The sequence below is a fragment of the Pectobacterium sp. 1950-15 genome (assembly GCF_037136835.1).
Taxonomy (GTDB): domain Bacteria; phylum Pseudomonadota; class Gammaproteobacteria; order Enterobacterales; family Enterobacteriaceae; genus Pectobacterium.
This window is the reverse complement of record NZ_JBBBQR010000013.1, coordinates 100,705-119,643: the sequence shown is the minus strand read 5'-3', so window position 1 is coordinate 119,643 and position 18,939 is coordinate 100,705. Positions and strand designations below refer to the sequence as shown.

17 protein-coding genes are annotated in these 18,939 nt (G+C 50.3%); 15 read left to right on the top strand and 2 right to left on the bottom strand.

Features of this window, described 5'->3' with window-relative positions:
* Complete coding sequence (gene asnA / locus WCT94_RS15335; RefSeq protein WP_336870232.1) at positions 1–993, bottom strand: aspartate--ammonia ligase; 993 nt, start codon at positions 991–993, stop codon at positions 1–3.
* A gap of 152 nt (positions 994–1,145) precedes the next feature.
* On the opposite strand from asnA, the gene asnC reads away from it, so the two are divergent.
* The 13 genes from asnC to WCT94_RS15270 all read left to right on the top strand — a co-directional run bounded on the left by asnC (position 1,146) and on the right by WCT94_RS15270 (position 12,664).
* Positions 1,146–1,607 carry a transcriptional regulator AsnC gene (asnC, locus tag WCT94_RS15330; RefSeq protein WP_010300103.1) on the top strand — a complete coding sequence of 154 codons (462 nt, stop codon included), beginning with the start codon at positions 1,146–1,148 and terminating at the stop codon, positions 1,605–1,607.
* Positions 1,608–1,696: 89 nt separating this feature from the next.
* Positions 1,697–2,140: an FMN-binding protein MioC gene (gene mioC / locus WCT94_RS15325; RefSeq protein WP_336870231.1), complete on the top strand. Its 444-nt coding sequence runs from the start codon at positions 1,697–1,699 to the stop codon at positions 2,138–2,140.
* Positions 2,141–2,531: 391 nt separating this feature from the next.
* Positions 2,532–4,421, top strand: coding sequence for a tRNA uridine-5-carboxymethylaminomethyl(34) synthesis enzyme MnmG (mnmG, locus tag WCT94_RS15320; protein ID WP_336870230.1), 1,890 nt, complete (start codon positions 2,532–2,534; stop codon positions 4,419–4,421).
* An 82-nt stretch (positions 4,422–4,503) separates the two neighbouring features.
* Entirely contained in the window at positions 4,504–5,124 is a 621-nt protein-coding gene (gene rsmG, locus WCT94_RS15315; protein WP_180743539.1) for a 16S rRNA (guanine(527)-N(7))-methyltransferase RsmG, read from the top strand.
* A 623-nt stretch (positions 5,125–5,747) separates the two neighbouring features.
* Positions 5,748–6,131, top strand: a complete 384-nt coding sequence (gene atpI / locus WCT94_RS15310) for a F0F1 ATP synthase subunit I (RefSeq protein WP_180743538.1) — start codon at positions 5,748–5,750, stop codon at positions 6,129–6,131.
* Between the two features lie 22 nt (positions 6,132–6,153).
* Entirely contained in the window at positions 6,154–6,954 is an 801-nt protein-coding gene (gene atpB / locus WCT94_RS15305; protein ID WP_015842329.1) for a F0F1 ATP synthase subunit A, read from the top strand.
* Positions 6,955–7,003: 49 nt separating this feature from the next.
* Positions 7,004–7,243, top strand: a complete 240-nt coding sequence (atpE, locus tag WCT94_RS15300; protein WP_005976545.1) for a F0F1 ATP synthase subunit C — start codon at positions 7,004–7,006, stop codon at positions 7,241–7,243.
* 63 nt (positions 7,244–7,306) lie between these two features.
* Positions 7,307–7,777, top strand: coding sequence for a F0F1 ATP synthase subunit B (gene atpF / locus WCT94_RS15295; protein WP_010681466.1), 471 nt, complete (start codon positions 7,307–7,309; stop codon positions 7,775–7,777).
* Positions 7,778–7,791: 14 nt separating this feature from the next.
* Positions 7,792–8,325 (top strand): F0F1 ATP synthase subunit delta, encoded by a 534-nt coding sequence (gene atpH, locus WCT94_RS15290; RefSeq protein ID WP_014917153.1) that lies wholly within the window; start codon positions 7,792–7,794, stop codon positions 8,323–8,325.
* Between the two features lie 12 nt (positions 8,326–8,337).
* Positions 8,338–9,879 carry a F0F1 ATP synthase subunit alpha gene (gene atpA / locus WCT94_RS15285; protein WP_005976551.1) on the top strand — a complete coding sequence of 514 codons (1,542 nt, stop codon included), beginning with the start codon at positions 8,338–8,340 and terminating at the stop codon, positions 9,877–9,879.
* Positions 9,880–9,931: 52 nt separating this feature from the next.
* Positions 9,932–10,795 (top strand): F0F1 ATP synthase subunit gamma, encoded by an 864-nt coding sequence (atpG, locus tag WCT94_RS15280; protein WP_015842330.1) that lies wholly within the window; start codon positions 9,932–9,934, stop codon positions 10,793–10,795.
* A gap of 47 nt (positions 10,796–10,842) precedes the next feature.
* The gene (atpD, locus tag WCT94_RS15275) at positions 10,843–12,225 is read left to right on the top strand and encodes a F0F1 ATP synthase subunit beta (protein WP_015842331.1); all 1,383 of its coding nucleotides are present in this window, start codon (positions 10,843–10,845) and stop codon (positions 12,223–12,225) included.
* Positions 12,226–12,244: 19 nt separating this feature from the next.
* The gene (locus WCT94_RS15270) at positions 12,245–12,664 is read left to right on the top strand and encodes a F0F1 ATP synthase subunit epsilon (RefSeq protein WP_263058397.1); all 420 of its coding nucleotides are present in this window, start codon (positions 12,245–12,247) and stop codon (positions 12,662–12,664) included.
* A gap of 170 nt (positions 12,665–12,834) precedes the next feature.
* Here the strand turns inward: WCT94_RS15270 and pelX are convergent, their stop codons facing one another.
* Positions 12,835–15,069, bottom strand: a complete 2,235-nt coding sequence (gene pelX, locus WCT94_RS15265) for a pectate disaccharide-lyase PelX (RefSeq protein WP_336870229.1) — start codon at positions 15,067–15,069, stop codon at positions 12,835–12,837.
* A 324-nt stretch (positions 15,070–15,393) separates the two neighbouring features.
* On the opposite strand from pelX, the gene glmU reads away from it, so the two are divergent.
* Both glmU and glmS read left to right on the top strand, forming a co-directional pair.
* On the top strand, positions 15,394–16,764 hold the full coding sequence (gene glmU / locus WCT94_RS15260; RefSeq protein ID WP_336870228.1) for a bifunctional UDP-N-acetylglucosamine diphosphorylase/glucosamine-1-phosphate N-acetyltransferase GlmU: 1,371 nt from the start codon (positions 15,394–15,396) through the stop codon (positions 16,762–16,764).
* Positions 16,765–16,961: 197 nt separating this feature from the next.
* Positions 16,962–18,794 (top strand): glutamine--fructose-6-phosphate transaminase (isomerizing), encoded by a 1,833-nt coding sequence (glmS, locus tag WCT94_RS15255; protein WP_181847279.1) that lies wholly within the window; start codon positions 16,962–16,964, stop codon positions 18,792–18,794.
* Positions 18,795–18,939 lie beyond the last annotated feature (145 nt).

Genomic DNA, 18,939 nt, shown 5'->3' with positions numbered 1-18,939 from the left:
TTAAAGCAGACCGGAAACTGACTCATGCAGCGGCTGTGGCCATACGCCGCACTGAACCTGACCAATGTGCGATAATTGCAGCAGCAGCATGACCAGACGAGACTGACCGATTCCCCCGCCGATCGTTTGCGGCATCTCGCCGCGCAGCAGCGCCTGATGCCATTCCAGCTTCAGACGTTCTTCATCCTGCGTCAGTGCCAGCTGGCGTGTTAACGCCTCTGCATCCACGCGGATACCCATAGATGAAATCTCAAATGCATCGTTCAGAACCGGGTTCCACACGACGATATCGCCGTTCAGCCCCGCCAGTTCCTGCTCGCCTGGCGTCGTCCAGTCATCATAATCCGGTGCACGCACATCGTGAGAGTGCCCGCTGGACAGTTTACCGCCAATCCCTATCAGGAAAACAGCCCCCAACTCTTTAGCGATAGCTCGCTCACGCCCTTTGGCATCCAGATCGGGATAGCGCTGCAGCAACGTCTCGGTGTGCACAAAATGAATCTGTTCCGGCAGGAAAGGCTGAATCCCAAACGCCTGATGTACCGCAGCCTCCGTCGCTTTGATTCCCTGATAAATACGCTCCACCGTCGATTTCAGGTACTCCGCATGACGCTCGCCGTCTCCCATCACACGCTCCCAGTCCCACTGATCGACATAAACCGAGTGGATCGGGCTCAGACGATCTTCGTCAGGACGCAGCGCCTTCATGTGGGTATAAATGCCTTCACCGCAGCTAAAATCGTACGCGCCCAGCGTTTTACGTTTCCATTTAGCCAGTGAGTGAACGACTTCAAATGTGGCATCTGGCAGGGCTTTCACCTTAACCTGCACCGCTTTTTCCGTACCGGACAAGTTATCCTGTGTGCCGTCGCCGATACGGCTAAGAATTGGTGCCTGGACTTCAATCAATCCCAGAAGCTGCTCCAGCTGGCTGGAGAAGAAAGATTTAACGAAGCTGATTTGCTGCTGTTTTTCGATGTACTGCTTTTTCATTGCCGCGTCTCTTATTCATCGTATTTAGTTATTCATTAAGCAATAAAAAGCGCTAGCCATTCAATAATCTTATGGATAAATTGCTCTTGTGCTTTTAATCCGTCATTTTATAGCGGTATAAAATCATTATTCGCTAAAATAGGAGGCTCAAAGTGGCAGAAATTTATCAGATCGATAATCTCGATCGCGGCATTCTTTCCGCCTTAATGGAAAATGCACGCACCCCGTATGCCGAACTGGCAAAACAGTTTTCCGTCAGTCCAGGGACAATCCACGTTCGAGTGGAAAAAATGAAACAGGCGGGCATCATTGTTGGTACGCGTCTGGACGTGAACCCAAAACAGCTGGGCTATGACGTGTGCTGCTTTATCGGCATCATTCTGAAAAGCGCCAAAGATTATCCCTCGGCGCTGGAGAAGCTGAACAATCTGGAAGAAGTGGTCGAGGCCTACTACACCACCGGACATTACAGCATCTTTATTAAGGTCATGTGCCGCTCGATAGAAGCGCTGCAACATGTACTTATCAACAAGATCCAAACAATTGATGAAATTCAGTCCACCGAAACACTCATCTCCCTGCAGAACCCCATCATGCGGACGATCGCGCCGTAATGCTTTTTTCCTATACTCATATTATCCACAGGTAGATCCCAGCCAGATCACAGCGTACAATGTCCCGTCTTTTATCGGATGGGATCGCTATGGCAGACATTACCTTGATCAGTGGCAGTACCCTTGGCAGCGCCGAATACGTCGCAGAGCATTTGGCTGAACTGCTGGAGAAGGATGATTTTTCCACTGAACTTCTGCACGGTCCTAAGCTTGATGCACTGTCTAAAAGCGGTGTATGGCTGGTGGTGACGTCCACCCACGGTGCCGGGGAATTTCCTGATAACCTGAAAGCGCTGTTTGATCAGTTGGAACAACAGAAGCCCGATCTTTCTCAGATGAGCTTTGGTGCGATAGGGATCGGTAGCAGAGAGTACGATACGTTCTGTGGCGCGATCCAAACGGCGGATCGTGTACTGACCCAGTTAGGGGCTAAACGGATCGGTGAAATCCTCGAGATCGACATCACTCAGCATCAGATTCCTGAAGATCCGGCTGAAGAATGGCTAGGATCGTGGGTTAATTTACTCAAGTAAGGTTAAATATTCGGCAGTTGAATGTGGATAACTATACTTAATTCAGGTGTAAAAGCAGTAGTTATCCCAATAACAACCCGAGTGCGTTTTTTGTCCTGTGTATAAACCCACATTAAGATCCCAGCTTATACTGGCCAGGATCACCGATCATTCACAGGTAAGGATCAATGCCATTCTCTTGATCTTTAATGTGAATAATCACTTATCCACACAACACAACGATCCTAATAAGAGATCTAATAAAGAGATCTTTAAATAAAAAGATCTTTCTTTAATTAACGAGGATCCAACGGACTTGGTCGTTGGCTCAAAGTTGAGTAGAATCCCCCACCCCAGGGCAAATAACGATCGTTCGCCACTCATCATTCGCAATAATGCGAGGAGCAGTACCATGTTTTATCCAGATCCATTTGACGTCATCGTGATCGGTGGCGGTCATGCCGGAACAGAAGCTGCGATAGCTTCTGCCCGAATGGGCCAACAGACGCTTTTACTCACACACAATATTGATACGCTGGGACAAATGTCTTGTAACCCGGCGATTGGCGGTATTGGAAAAGGCCATCTGGTTAAAGAGATCGATGCCATGGGAGGGTTGATGGCACGTGCTGTTGACCAGGCAGGTATACAGTTTAGGATACTAAACAGCAGTAAAGGCCCAGCGGTCAGAGCCACTCGCGCACAAGCGGATCGCGTGCTCTATCGTCAGGCTGTTCGCACCGCGTTGGAGAATCAGCCAAACCTGATGATCTTCCAGCAGGCTGTTGACGATCTGATTGTGGAAAACGATCGTGTCGTTGGCGCCGTAACCCAGATGGGACTAAAATTTCGTGCAAAAGCCGTCGTATTAACGGTAGGCACTTTCCTTGACGGCAAGATTCACATCGGGCTGGACAACTACAGCGGTGGGCGTGCAGGCGATCCGCCTTCTATTCCGCTGGCGCGTCGCCTGCGTGAGCTGCCTCTGCGTGTTAACCGCTTGAAAACCGGTACTCCGCCGCGTATTGACGCCAGAACGATCGATTTTAGCGTGCTGGCTCAACAGCACGGTGACAACCCAATGCCGGTTTTCTCATTCCTGGGGAATGCAAGCCAGCATCCGGCGCAAATGCCATGCTACATCACGCATACCAACGAGAAAACCCATGATGTGATCCGTAATAATCTGGATCGTAGCCCGATGTATGCCGGGATCATCGAAGGGATCGGCCCGCGTTATTGCCCCTCGATCGAAGACAAAGTCATGCGTTTTGCCGATCGAAATACGCATCAGATCTTTCTTGAGCCAGAAGGCCTGACCAGCAACGAAATTTATCCTAACGGGATCTCAACCAGTTTGCCGTTTGACGTTCAGTGGCAGATTGTTCGTTCAATGGCAGGAATGGAAAATGCACGCATTGTTCGCCCTGGTTACGCCATTGAGTACGATTTCTTCGATCCCCGCGATCTGAAACCAACGCTGGAAAACAAATTTGTTCATGGCCTGTTCTTCGCCGGCCAAATCAACGGCACAACAGGGTACGAAGAAGCCGCTGCGCAGGGCATGCTGGCAGGGCTGAATGCGGCTCGATTAGCTGCCGATAAGGAAGGCTGGTCACCGCGTCGCGATCAGGCCTATCTCGGCGTGTTGGTTGACGACCTCTGTACGCTGGGGACGAAAGAACCCTACCGTATGTTTACGTCGCGTGCCGAATATCGTCTGATGTTGCGCGAAGATAACGCCGATCTGCGTTTGACTGAAATCGGTCGCGAGCTGGGTATGGTCGACGATCATCGCTGGGCGCGTTTCAACGAGAAACTTGAGAGTATTGAAAAAGAGCGCCAGCGCCTGCGCGATATTCACGTTCACCCGCAGTCTGAGCTGTTAGATCAAGTTAACTCGCTGCTGAAAACGCCGTTGTCGCGCGAAGCGAACGGTGAAGAGCTGCTGCGTCGCCCGGAAGTGGATTACGTCCAGCTTACTGCGTTGCCGCTGTTTGCACCGGGATTAACCGATGAGCAGGCTGCTGAGCAGGTTGAAATTCAGGTCAAATACGAAGGGTATATTGCTCGCCAACAGGATGAAATTGAGAAACAGCTGCGTAATGAAAATACGTTGCTGCCTGCCGATCTGGATTACAAGCAGGTTAACGGGCTGTCCAATGAGGTTATTGCCAAGCTGAACGATCACAAACCTTCGTCTATCGGTCAGGCTTCACGAATTTCCGGTATTACGCCTGCGGCAATTTCCATTCTGCTGATCTGGCTTAAAAAACAGGGTCTGCTGCGCCGCAGCGCCTGATTTAAGGTAAACTTATCCCCTAAATAGCCGGTTATCCGGCTATTTTTATTATTAACCTCATATTTTTCATCGGGATCTTATTGTGCGCAACACACTCGATAATCTGCTAAACGCGGCTGGTATTGTGATTTCAGATAAGCAAAAAAATCTTCTGATACAGTATGTTGATATGCTGAATAAGTGGAACAAAGCTTACAACCTGACGTCTGTACGCGATCCGCAGCAAATGCTTGTCCGTCACATCATGGACAGTATCGTGGTTGAGCCGCATTTACACGGGCAACGCTTTATCGATGTGGGAACGGGACCAGGGTTGCCGGGGATTCCATTAGCGATTGTTCGCCCTGATTCGCATTTTACCTTGCTGGATAGTCTGGGTAAGCGCGTACGTTTCCTGCGCCAGGTTCAGCATGAACTGCAGCTTGAAAACATCACGCCGGTGCAAAGTCGCGTTGAAGAATTTCCAGCAGAGCCGCCTTTTGATGGCGTGATCAGTCGGGCATTTGCCTCTCTGCATGACATGATTAGCTGGTGCAACCATCTTCCGGCCAGATCGACAGGCCGATTTTATGCTCTAAAAGGCGTACTTCCAGAGGATGAATTGTCATCTTTGCCGCAAGGTGTCCTATTGGATCAGGTCGTTCGCTTATCTGTCCCCGAACTGGAAGGTGAGCGCCATTTGGTCGTGCTTAAACCAAACTAATTTTGTTTTTTATCAAAAAAATTATAACTAAATATTGCGTGTGAAGTTGCCATCTCGTTTATCGGTGGCAGCGCTCCAGAGCGCATCACGATCACTGAAATTTTACATCTTCGTTTTTTCAGCGTTGTCCTTTTGCTTTCGCACTGAATAATAACGAACGAAAATAAATCATCGGCATCAAAATTTAGTTATTTTTGTGTTAATTGAGTAAAAAAACGATATCAATAATGTCAATAGTCGGTTGAAAGGTTGTTTGTTGCGTTTTTTGAATAGGTATTTTCATAACTTATTGAAGTTAAATGAAATAAATAGCTTATTTTGCTAGAGACAAAAAAAAACACGTTCTGTTGTAAATAGTCGTAAAGCCTTTTATGTGAGTCACATCACAGATTAGAGGCCTTTAGAAATTAATTACACCAGACATGAGCAGGGATGATTGTTAGTAAAAACGGGGCTTCAGAAAGAAATTTAAATAATTGTTCACCTTTTCGCTACTTATCGATTGAATTCGCAGGTATGACCCGTATAATTTGCTCGTTTTTTGCTGCTTGACTCAGTGGTGCAAAGGCAGTTTTATACGTCATTCGGTATACCTCTGAAAAGGTACGGAGAGAGCAAACGTCATGCCTGTATCCCTTTACAGCGGAAAAGTAGCCTTCAGGCTGCTGTTGTTACAGTTAGTGACTTTTGCTTTGTTGAGTGCTGTTTTCAGCCTCAATAGCGTCAATGCTGCCGCTTCTGCATTAGGCGGGGGATTGGCAGCCTGGTTGCCGAATGTTTTGTTTGTGCTGTTTGCCTTGCGTCATCAGTCGCACAAGCCCGCTGATGGGCGTGTGGCCTGGTCATTCGCAATTGGCGAGGCGCTCAAGGTATTTATCACCATTGCACTGTTAGTGGTGGCGTTAGGCGTGTTTAAAGCGGCATTTTTTCCGCTTGGCCTGACTTATTTATCGGTGCTGATTATGCAGATCGTGGCACCGGCCGTAATTAATCGTTACCGTAGTTAACAACAAAAGGGTAAGGGACATCATGGCTGCTGGAGAAATCTCTACTCCGCAAGAGTATATCAGTCACCACTTGCACCATTTGCAGGTAGGGACGGGTTTTTGGTCGATCAACGTCGATTCGATGTTTTTCTCCATCGCTCTTGGGATCCTCTTTCTGGTTATCTTTCACCGTGTCGCTAAGCGCGCAACCAGCGGTGTGCCAGGTAAGCTGCAAACGGCCGTCGAACTGATTATCGGTTTCGTTGATGGTACCGTGCGCGATATGTTCCATGGCAAAAGCAAACTGATTGCTCCTTTGGCGCTGACCATTTTCGTCTGGGTTTTCCTGATGAACCTGATGGACCTGCTGCCTATCGATCTGTTGCCGCAAGCCTGGGCTGGTATTTATAGTCTGCTGGGATACGATCCGGCGCATGCGTATCTGCGTGCCGTGCCGACCGCTGACGTGAACATTACGCTGTCGATGGCGCTTGGGGTGTTTATTCTGGTTCTGTTCTACAGCATCAAAATGAAGGGTCTCGGTGGTTTTGTTAAAGAACTGACCATGCAGCCGTTCAACCATCCAGTATTTATTCCTATTAACCTGATTCTTGAAGGTGTCAGCCTGCTGTCCAAACCTATTTCTTTAGGCTTGCGACTGTTTGGCAATATGTATGCGGGTGAGTTGATCTTCATCCTGATTGCCGGTCTGTTGCCGTGGTGGTCACAATGGCTGTTAAATGTGCCTTGGGCTATTTTCCACATTTTGATTATTACGCTTCAGGCTTTTATTTTCATGGTTCTGACGGTTGTTTATCTCTCGATGGCATCTGAAGAGCATTGATTTTCTTTCAACAAATAACGTTTTTAACTGAAACAAACTGGAGACTGTCATGGAAAACCTGAGTGTGGATCTGCTGTACATGGCTGCCGCGTTAATGATGGGTTTGGCGGCAATCGGTGCTGCGATCGGTATCGGCATTCTGGGTGGTAAATTCTTGGAAGGTGCTGCTCGCCAGCCTGACCTGATTCCTTTACTGCGTACACAGTTCTTTATCGTCATGGGTCTGGTTGACGCCATCCCGATGATCGCTGTTGGTCTGGGGCTGTATGTGATGTTTGCGGTGGCCTAAGCAGAATGTTTTCTGCTGAGGTTAAAACATCAACTTATTTAACTTTGAAAGAGGCATTGTGCTGTGAATATTAATGCAACAATCCTCGGCCAGGCCATTGCGTTCGTCCTGTTTGTCTGGTTCTGCATGAAGTATGTATGGCCGCCGATGATGGCAGCCATCGAGAAACGTCAGAAAGAAATTGCTGACGGTCTGGCTTCTGCTGAACGTGCCAAAAAAGATTTGAACTTGGCTCAGGCCAATGCGACAGATCAACTGAAGAAAGCCAAAGCGGATGCTCAGGTTATCATCGAGCAGGCGAACAAACGCCGTGCTCAGATCCTGGATGAGGCGAAAGCTGAAGCGGAAGCTGAACGTAACAAGATTGTGGCGCAGGCGCAGGCTGAAATTGAAGCCGAACGTAAGCGCGCTCGTGAAGAGCTGCGTAAGCAAGTTGCCGTATTGGCGATTGCTGGTGCCGAGAAAATTATTGAACGTTCCGTGGATGAAGCTGCTAACAGCGACATCGTTGATAAACTGGTCGCTGAACTGTAAGGAGGGAGGGGCTGATGTCTGAATTTGTCACGGTAGCTCGCCCCTACGCCAAAGCAGCTTTTGACTTTGCGGTTGAGAATCAGGCCTTGGATCGCTGGCAGAACATGCTGGCGTTTTCGGCCGAAGTAGCGCGCAATGAGCAGATTGCCGAGCTGCTTTCCGGTGCGGTTGCACCGATTGAGCTGGCGAAAACGTTTATTGCCGTTTGTGGTGATCAACTTGATGAAGCCGGCCAGAACCTGATTAAGGTGATGGCCGAAAACGGACGTTTACCGGTACTTCCTGAAGTACTGGAACAATTTATTCAACTGCGGGCAGCACTGGAATCGACGGTTGACGTCGATGTGATTTCTGCCAACACGTTGAGTGAGCAGCAGCTGTCGAAGATCGCTGCCGCTATGGAAAAACGTCTGTCACGCAAAGTGAAGCTGAATTGCAAAATTGATAAGTCTGTCATGGCCGGCGTGGTTATCCGCGCGGGCGATATGGTGATAGATGGCAGCATTCGCGGTCGTCTGGAACGTCTGGCAGACGTCTTGCAGTCTTAAGGGGACTGGAGCATGCAACTGAATTCCACCGAAATCAGCGAACTGATCAAGCAGCGCATTGCTCAGTTCAATGTGGTGAGCGAAGCTCACAATGAAGGTACTATTGTTTCCGTCAGCGACGGAATCATCCGCGTCCACGGTCTGGCAGACGTGATGCAGGGAGAGATGATCTCTCTGCCGGGTAACCGTTATGCGATCGCACTGAACCTGGAGCGCGACTCCGTTGGTGCGGTAGTTATGGGCCCGTATGCGGATCTGGCTGAAGGCATGAAAGTAAAATGCACCGGCCGTATTCTTGAAGTTCCAGTTGGCCGTGGCCTGCTGGGTCGTGTGGTCAACACGCTGGGCGCACCGATTGACGGCAAAGGCGCACTGGATCACGACGGTTTCTCTGCGGTTGAAGCGATTGCGCCTGGCGTTATCGAACGTCAATCCGTTGATGAGCCGGTACAAACGGGCTATAAGTCCGTTGACGCCATGATTCCAATTGGTCGTGGTCAGCGTGAGCTGATTATCGGTGACCGTCAGACGGGTAAAACTGCTCTGGCTATCGACGCCATCATCAACCAGCGTGATTCCGGCATCAAATGTGTGTACGTCGCTATCGGCCAGAAAGCCTCCACGATTTCTAACGTGGTGCGTAAACTGGAAGAGCATGGCGCACTGGAAAACACCATTGTTGTCGTTGCTACCGCGTCTGAGTCTGCTGCTCTGCAATATCTGGCACCATATGCCGGTTGTGCAATGGGCGAGTATTTCCGTGACCGCGGTGAAGATGCGCTGATTATTTATGATGACCTGTCTAAACAGGCTGTTGCTTATCGTCAGATTTCTCTGCTGCTCCGTCGTCCGCCAGGTCGTGAAGCTTATCCTGGTGACGTTTTCTATCTCCACTCCCGTTTGCTGGAGCGTGCATCGCGCGTTAACGCCGATTACGTTGAAGCATTCACCAAGGGTGAAGTGAAGGGGAAAACCGGTTCGTTGACCGCTCTGCCGATCATCGAAACGCAAGCAGGTGACGTTTCTGCGTTCGTTCCGACCAACGTAATTTCTATTACCGATGGTCAGATCTTCCTGGAATCCAACCTGTTTAACGCCGGTATTCGTCCTGCGGTTAACCCAGGGATCTCCGTATCCCGTGTGGGTGGTGCAGCACAGACCAAGATCATGAAGAAACTGTCCGGTGGTATTCGTACCGCTCTGGCACAGTACCGTGAACTGGCGGCATTCTCTCAGTTCGCTTCCGACCTTGATGATGCAACCCGTAAGCAGTTGAGCCACGGTCAGAAAGTGACCGAGCTGTTGAAGCAGAAACAGTATGCGCCGATGTCTGTCGCACAGCAGTCTCTGGTTCTGTTTGCGGCGGAACGTGGTTATCTGGAAGATGTTGAGCTGTCGAAAGTCGGTAGCTTTGAAGCGGCACTGCTGGCTTACGCCGATCGTGAGCATGGCGAACTTCTGCAACAAATCGACCAAACTGGCGCTTATAACGATGAGATCGAGGGCAAATTTAAAGGCATCCTCGATACTTTTAAGGCAACCCAGTCCTGGTAACGCCCGGTGGCCTGCTGTAAAGCAGGCCGCAAGGCTTTGAGGAGAAGCAAAGATGGCCGGCGCAAAAGAGATACGTAGTAAGATCGCAAGCGTCCAAAATACGCAGAAGATCACCAAAGCAATGGAAATGGTCGCCGCTTCCAAAATGCGTAAATCGCAGGATCGTATGGCGGCCAGCCGTCCTTATGCGGAAACCATACGCAATGTGATTGGTCACCTTGCGTTAGGAAATCTGGAATATAAACACCCGTACCTGGAAGAACGCGACGTTAAGCGCGTTGGGTATTTGGTGGTGTCTACTGACCGTGGCCTGTGCGGTGGCTTGAACATTAACCTGTTCAAGAAACTGTTGGCTGATATGAAATCCTGGAGCGACAAAGGCGTTGAAACTGATTTAGCGCTGATTGGTTCCAAAGCGGTTTCTTTTTTCGGTTCGGTAGGCGGAAACATTGTTGCTCAAGTGACCGGTATGGGAGACAACCCTTCCGTATCAGAATTGATCGGCCCGGTTAAAGTTATGCTGCAAGCCTATGACGAAGGTCGTCTGGACAAGCTGTATATCGTAAGCAACAAGTTTATCAATACCATGTCTCAGGAACCGCTTGTTGTTCAAGTGTTACCGTTACCGCCTTCGGATGACGGTGAGTTGAAGAAGAAATCCTGGGATTACCTGTATGAACCCGATCCTAAGTCGCTGCTGGATACCCTGCTGCGCCGTTATGTAGAATCTCAGGTTTATCAGGGCGTCGTAGAAAATCTGGCCAGTGAGCAGGCCGCGCGAATGGTTGCGATGAAAGCCGCGACCGATAACGGCGGTAGCCTGATCAAAGAGCTGCAGTTGGTATACAACAAAGCTCGTCAGGCCAGCATTACCCAGGAACTCACCGAAATCGTCGGGGGAGCCTCCGCGGTTTAAAGCAGGTTTACGAATTACGTATTGTCGAATTACGTAGAGGATTCAAGATGGCTACTGGAAAGATTATCCAGGTAATCGGCGCCGTGGTGGACGTCGAGTTCCCGCAAGATGCCGTACCGAAGGTGTACGATGCGCTTGAGGTAGAGAACGGCGCTGAAAAACTGGTGCTGGAAGTACAGCAGCAGTTGGGCGGCGGTATTGTTCGCTGTATCGCAATGGGTTCTTCTGACGGTCTGCGTCGCGGGTTGAACGTGAATAACCTGGACCACCCGATCGAAGTGCCGGTAGGTAAAGCAACGCTGGGTCGTATCATGAACGTGTTGGGTGAACCCATCGACATGAAAGGCGACATCGGCGAAGAAGAGCGTTGGGCTATTCACCGCGCAGCTCCGAGCTATGAAGAGCTGTCAAACTCACAGGAACTGCTGGAAACCGGCATCAAGGTTATCGACCTGATGTGTCCGTTTGCCAAGGGCGGTAAAGTGGGTCTGTTCGGTGGTGCGGGCGTAGGTAAAACCGTAAACATGATGGAGCTGATCCGTAACATCGCGATCGAGCACTCCGGTTACTCCGTGTTTGCAGGCGTGGGTGAGCGTACCCGTGAAGGTAACGACTTCTACCACGAAATGACCGATTCCAACGTAATCGACAAAGTATCACTGGTTTATGGCCAGATGAACGAGCCACCAGGTAACCGTCTGCGCGTAGCACTGACCGGTCTGACCATGGCGGAAAAATTCCGTGATGAAGGTCGTGACGTACTGCTGTTCGTCGATAACATCTACCGTTATACCCTGGCCGGTACGGAAGTATCCGCACTGTTGGGTCGTATGCCTTCTGCGGTAGGTTATCAGCCGACGCTGGCGGAAGAGATGGGTGTTCTGCAAGAACGTATCACCTCAACCAAAACCGGTTCTATCACCTCCGTTCAGGCCGTTTACGTTCCTGCGGATGACTTGACTGACCCATCTCCAGCCACCACCTTTGCTCACTTGGATGCAACCGTGGTACTGAGCCGTCAGATCGCTTCTCTGGGTATCTACCCGGCCGTTGACCCGCTGGATTCCACCAGCCGTCAGCTGGATCCGTTGGTTGTTGGTCAGGAACACTATGATGTTGCTCGTGGCGTGCAGTCTATTCTGCAACGTTATCAGGAACTGAAAGACATCATCGCGATTCTGGGTATGGACGAGCTGTCTGAAGAAGACAAGCTGGTGGTATCTCGTGCGCGTAAAATTCAGCGCTTCCTGTCACAACCGTTCTTCGTAGCGGAAGTATTTACCGGTTCTCCGGGTAAATACGTTGCCCTGAAAGACACCATCCGTGGCTTTAAAGGGATTATGGAAGGCGAATACGACCACCTGCCAGAGCAGGCGTTCTACATGGTTGGTTCCATTGACGAAGTCGTGGAAAAAGCCAAGAAACTGTAACGCCTTGTAGGAGGGTGACATGGCTATGACTTACCATCTGGATGTCGTGAGTGCAGAACAGCAAATGTTCTCCGGTCTGGTGCAGAAGATCCAGGTAACGGGGAGCGAAGGCGAACTGGGTATTTATCCGGGACATGCCCCTCTGCTTACTGCCATTAAGCCTGGTATGGTTCGTATCGTTAAGCAGCACGGTGAGGAAGAGTATATTTATCTTTCTGGCGGCATCCTTGAGGTGCAACCGAACGCCGTTACCGTTCTGTCAGATACCGCTATCCGTGGGCAGGATCTGGACGAAGCACGTGCGCTGGAAGCGAAACGCAAAGCTGAAGATCATATCCGTAACTCGCATGGTGATGTGGATTATGCTCAGGCTTCAGCAGAGCTAAGCAAAGCGATTGCGAAGCTGCGCGTTATCGAGCTGACCAGAAAAGCGATGTAACAGATAAGCTTGCAATAATTGAAGGTCAGTCAGTTCACACTGACTGGCCTTTTTGCATTTAAGTCTATGTTACATATAAAAATGCCTGCGAAAGCAGGCATTAAGATCGCGGATAAATCTATTTACGCTTTGTCAGCCCCCCACCTTGTTAGGCGGGGGGCTTGAAGCCCTTATTTTTTCTTCAGGAAGTCGCCAAGTACCAGATTGCCTTTGGCATCACGCGTAAACGTTTCAGGGATGGCTACTGAAACGAAATTATTTACTGTGATTTCCTTACCTTGCGCGTTAACAGAGCGGTCGCCTTTGATGAAATAGTTGGTGTTATCGATATTGCCGACAACTGCATCATCATATTTACCCGCTTTGGTTTTCAGCGACATGTTGTTCTTGAAGACACCTTGTTTTTCCGGGCCAGAGTAAGGGCTTGGACGGAAAATAAAGTTAAAGCGTTCGTTATCTAACGCAATGTTGTTTTCAACGATCAAGGCGCCAGGGTTGAAGTTGTCAGTGAAACCATCAAGTTTGTTACCCACAGCAATGCTGTTTTTAACCTGATGCGCCACCGGCTGACCTTCCCCACCCATTTTGAAGCCGTTGCTGGTGTTGTTCATGGCAATTGAATTCTCGATCACCACAACGCCGTTTGCGCCGTCTTCGATTTTGTTAAACAGGTCGAAGCCGTCATCGATGTTGTTGTGTGAGAACGCGCCGCGAATCACATTGCCTTCACCGACACGCATTTTCACCGCGAAACCGTCGGCGTTAATTTTGCCTGGGTCTTGATTACTGTGAGATTCTGAATTCAGGATCAGGTTATGGCTGGCCCACAGCGGTCTGCCTACATCGGCCGTCGAGGTCACCTGAATACCGGTATCGTCAGCGTGGTGCGCCAGAACGCGTTCGATGGTGTTGTAGCTCCCCTCGATACGGAACGGTTTCTCGGTGATTTCAATCCCTTTAACATGCCAATGGCTCGCTTTCAGTTGCAGGCCGTGAATGACGGCTTTATTACCGACAGCAAACAGGTTCTTGACGGCTTTTTGCTGGCCGCTGGCGCTGACAGGGATTTCAGACGCGCTGTAATCGCCATCGTTGAGCCAAATGGTGCCGCCTGCTGGTAGAGCGGCGACGGCGCTGGCTAAATCGAGCGGGGCATTTTTACTGCCATCATTGCTGGCTGAACCTTGTGGCGAAACATACAGATTTTTAGCGTCTGCATAAGCCACTCTTTCAACTTTCAATGTGCTCTCTTTTACCGCTTTATCATCCCCTTCCACAGGCTGGTAGGCGATCTTGAACTCAGCACCGTTACTGGCAATTTTCGCTGGCAGAGAGAAGGTCTCTCCTGCTTTTACCTGCTTGGCATCGCCCAGAGATTTACCATCTTGTGATACTGCGATCGTGCCGTTGTAATTGGCTTTCGCCTGCACAACATAGTGTTCGCTGGTGGTTTTAGGCGATGACATCACCTGAAGCAAAGGATCATAATCCTTAGCCTTAAACTCAGGTGACGCTTTGGTTTGCGCCGGCGTGGTGGTCAACTGTGCATTGCTAACGGTGATTTTGGCGTTACGGGAGGCAAAGAAACCGACGTAGTAGTGGTCTTTATCCAGCTTGGTAACGACGTCCGCGCCTTTGACTTCTTTTGATACCCAGTTATCCGTGCCTTTCGGTGCATAAGAGGTAATGAAGCCGTCGTTGGTGCGCTCCAGTTTCAGGCGGAACGTCGGCGTTTGCTCCAGATTCACATTTTCCTGATAGCTGGTTTTGGTAATCTTCGCGCCTGCGTTGCCCCACGGCTGTGTCACACCATTGCGCAAAATGGCCTGTAGTTTTACTTCGGTATGCGATTTTTTATCCTGCGTCATGATGGCGTTCATCACCATGTTGGATGCCGCAGGGAACTCCTCATACCCTTCTTTCAGCGGTTCCTGACGCGGTACGCCGATAATATCGCGCACCAGAATCCCCGCCCCTTCCTGAGCCGCCGGCTTGGCGCCGTTTTCTGGCCCAAACTGTTCCACGGTAATATCAGACTGAAGCGTAAAATTCACATTGGTAGGCAGTTGCGTATAGAAGAACGTCAGCCCGTCATGGGTGTTGGCAATCTTTCCGCCACGACTCTCAATCGTGATGGGGGCGGACAAATCAGCATTATCCCCCGGGGTTAGTTTCTTGCCGTTAATGGTGACATCGTTGACGCCAATTTTTTCCGGCAGGACATTGGATGAAAAGTTTACGTCTGTTGACTGACCAAAGGCGATACCGTGCCAGACTGGCGTTGATTCTGTCGCGGCATGTGTGCTGAAGCTGAAAAGTAATGCATTCGTCAACGCGACGGCTGCGAGGTGTGAAGAACGGTGTTTCCGTAAAGAATGACATTTTGGTGAAGAACAACGTTTCATTGTGTCTCCTTCGTTATTGAATTATTCGCCCGCGTATATTGCTATAAATGAAACGCTGTTTCTTTTGTGTGTGTCACAAATGGAAATACTTAAAAACAAAGTCTGTTTTTTATGAAACCCTGTGTCATTTCTGTTTAGGTTGAGAGTATGGTGCTTGTATCTTCTTCTCGTGAACATTCGTCGTTTTGAGAGAGATTTTCAGAAAAAACTCACCAAAAAGTATCCGCGTTACGCAGTAGTTTCGGTAAACTCTGGTTATTCATGCCGTAACAGGCTGGTCATTTTATTCTTGCGGAGCGGTGGCTCCGTACTGTCAGGATGCTTATGTCAAATAGTGCGATGAGTGTGGTTATCCTTGCTGCGGGTAAAGGAACCCGTATGTATTCCGACCTTCCCAAGGTGCTGCATAAACTGGCGGGTAAGCCGATGGTCCAGCACGTTATTGACGCTGCCATGACAACAGGCGCGCAGCACGTTCATCTGGTTTATGGCCACGGCGGTGATTTGCTAAAACGTGAATTGGCCGATCCGGCGTTGAACTGGGTATTGCAGGCGGAACAGCTGGGAACCGGGCATGCGATGCAGCAAGCCGCGCCCCATTTTGCCGATGATGAAGACATCCTGATGTTGTACGGCGATGTGCCGCTGATTTCATCGCAAACGCTGGGGCGTTTACGTGAGGCTAAGCCGCAGGGCGGTATCGGCCTGTTGACGGTGAAGTTGGACGATCCAACGGGCTATGGACGTATTGTGCGTGAAAACGACGCCGTAGTCGGGATCGTCGAGCACAAAGATGCCAGCGAAGAACAGCGTCAGATTAGCGAGATCAATACCGGCATTCTTATTGCGAACGGCAAAGATCTGAAACGTTGGTTAAGCCAGTTGAATAACAACAACGCGCAGGGCGAGTTTTACATCACCGATATTATTGCGATGGCAGCGGAAGAAGGTCAGCGTGTTGAAGCGGTCCATCCTGAGCGACTGAGTGAGGTTGAGGGCGTCAATAACCGTCTGCAACTGTCGGCGCTGGAGCGGGTTTATCAGCGTGAACAGGCGGATAGACTGCTGCTGGCTGGTGTCATGCTGCTCGATCCGGCACGGTTTGATCTGCGTGGCGAACTGACTCACGGTCGTGATGTAGTGATTGATGTCAATGTTGTCGTGGAAGGCAATGTTAAGCTAGGCAACCGGGTGAAAATCGGCGCGGGTTGTGTGATCAAAAACAGTATTATTGGCGACGACAGTGAGATCAGTCCTTACTCTGTGTTGGAAGACGCGGTGTTAGAAGCAGAGTGTACCGTTGGCCCGTTTGCCCGTTTGCGCCCAGGCGCTGAGCTGGCTGAAGGTGCCCATGTCGGTAACTTTGTCGAATTGAAAAAGGCGCGTTTAGGTAAAGGATCAAAAGCGGGTCACCTGAGCTATTTGGGTGATGCGGATATCGGTTCCGGTGTTAATATTGGCGCGGGAACGATCACCTGCAATTATGACGGCGCGAATAAACACAAGACGGTAATTGGTGATGACGTGTTTGTCGGCTCGGATAGTCAACTGGTGGCACCCGTTAGCGTAGCCAACGGCGCGACAATCGGCGCGGGAACGACGGTTACGCGCGATGTGGCAGAGAATGAACTGGTGGTTGGCCGCGTGAAACAGCGGCATATTTCCGGCTGGCAACGTCCGGTGAAGAAGAAATAGCATACTATGCCTCCGCAGTGGCGGAGGTAGTTTTGTCCTGTACGTTGGCCGATCCCCCGTAGGGTCTCCCAGCGTACAGAACAAAACATAATAATCCCCAACTCTCTACAAGGCTCGGGGAACCCGGAAAAACCGGAACAATCAGGTCTAAGACATCCCTGGTGACACAATATGTCACTTTTATAGGAATACCATCGATGTGTGGAATTGTAGGCGCAGTTGCGCAACGTGATGTTGCTGAAATTTTGTTGGAAGGTTTACGTCGTCTTGAGTATCGCGGCTATGACTCTGCGGGGTTAGCGGTTGTTGATAGCGAAGGCAACGTCGCCCGTTTACGCCGTCTGGGGAAAGTACAGGTACTGTCTCAGGCTGCTGAAGAAAGCGATCTGCACGGCGGTACGGGTATTGCCCATACCCGTTGGGCAACGCACGGTGAACCTTCTGAAGAGAACGCTCACCCGCATGTTTCTGAACATATCACCATCGTCCATAACGGCATTATCGAAAACCACGAACCGCTGCGCGAGCTGATGATCGGCCGCGGCTATCGTTTTGTTTCTGAAACCGATACGGAAGTGGTCGCCCATTTGGTTCATTTTGAACAGAAGCAAAATGGTGGAACGCTGGTTGAGGTGGTTAAGCGTGTGATCCCACAGCTGCGCGGTGCCTATGGCATGGTGGTGTTGGATAACCGTGACCCAAGCGTACTGGTTGCCGCGCGTTCTGGTAGCCCGCTGGTGATTGGCCGTGGTGTTGGTGAGAACTTCATTGCTTCCGATCAGCTGGCGCTGCTGCCCGTGACGCGTCGCTTTATGTTCCTGGAAGAAGGCGACGTGGCAGAAATCACCCGCCGTGACGTGCGCGTGTTTGATAAATCCGGCCAACTTGCCACACGCGAAGAAATCGAATCAAAAGTGAATTACGATGCCGGTGACAAAGGCGCGTATCGTCACTACATGCAGAAAGAGATCTACGAACAGCCGATGGCGATCAAGAACACCCTCGAAGGGCGTTTCAGTCACGGTGAAATTAATCTTTCTGAATTAGGCCCGAAAGCGGATGAACTGCTGGCGAAGGTTGAGCATGTTCAGATCATCGCCTGCGGGACGTCCTACAACTCCGGTATGGTTTCCCGCTACTGGTTTGAAGCGCTTGCGGGAATTCCGTGCGATGTAGAAATCGCCTCAGAATTCCGCTATCGCAAGCCTGCGGTGCGTAAGAATAGCTTGATGATTACCCTGTCTCAGTCCGGTGAAACGGCGGATACGCTGGCGGCGCTGCGTTTGTCCAAAGAACTGGGCTATCTGGGGTCTCTGGCTATCTGTAACGTTGCTGGTTCCTCGCTGGTGCGTGAATCCGATCTGGCGCTGATGACCAAAGCGGGCGTAGAGATTGGCGTGGCGTCGACCAAAGCCTTTACCACCCAGCTTACCGTTTTGCTGATGCTGGTGGCGCGCGTTGGCCGTTTGCGCGGTATGGATGCGCAGATTGAGCATGACATCGTTCATGGTTTGCAGGCGCTGCCTGCGCGTATTGAGCAGATGCTGTCTCAGGACAAGCTCATCGAGTCTCTGGCAGAAGGTTTCTCTGACAAGCACCATGCGCTGTTCCTTGGCCGTGGCGATCAGTATCCGATCGCAATGGAGGGCGCGCTGAAGCTGAAGGAGATCTCTTACATCCACGCGGAAGCCTATGCGGCAGGCGAGCTGAAGCATGGCCCGCTGGCGCTGATCGATGCGGACATGCCGGTTGTGGTGGTGGCGCCGAACAACGAACTGTTGGAGAAATTGAAATCCAACATCGAAGAAGTTCGGGCACGCGGTGGTGAACTGTATGTCTTCGCTGACGAAGATGCCGGTTTCACCAGCAGCGAGAATATGAAGATTATTCCACTGCCGCATATCGAAGAAGTGATTGCACCAATCTTCTATACGGTGCCGTTGCAGTTGCTGTCTTATCACGTCGCGCTGATTAAAGGCACCGATGTCGATCAGCCGCGTAACTTGGCGAAATCCGTTACGGTAGAATAATTTTAAAAAAACGAAGGTAAATAGCCTTGGCGCTACTTACCTTCGTTTATTTTTTTATATTACGGCTCGTTTTCTATTCCCCATTCTTTTTACGCTCACCTAACTCTCCTCATTAAAATTTATTCGGTATATTGGTTTACCCATA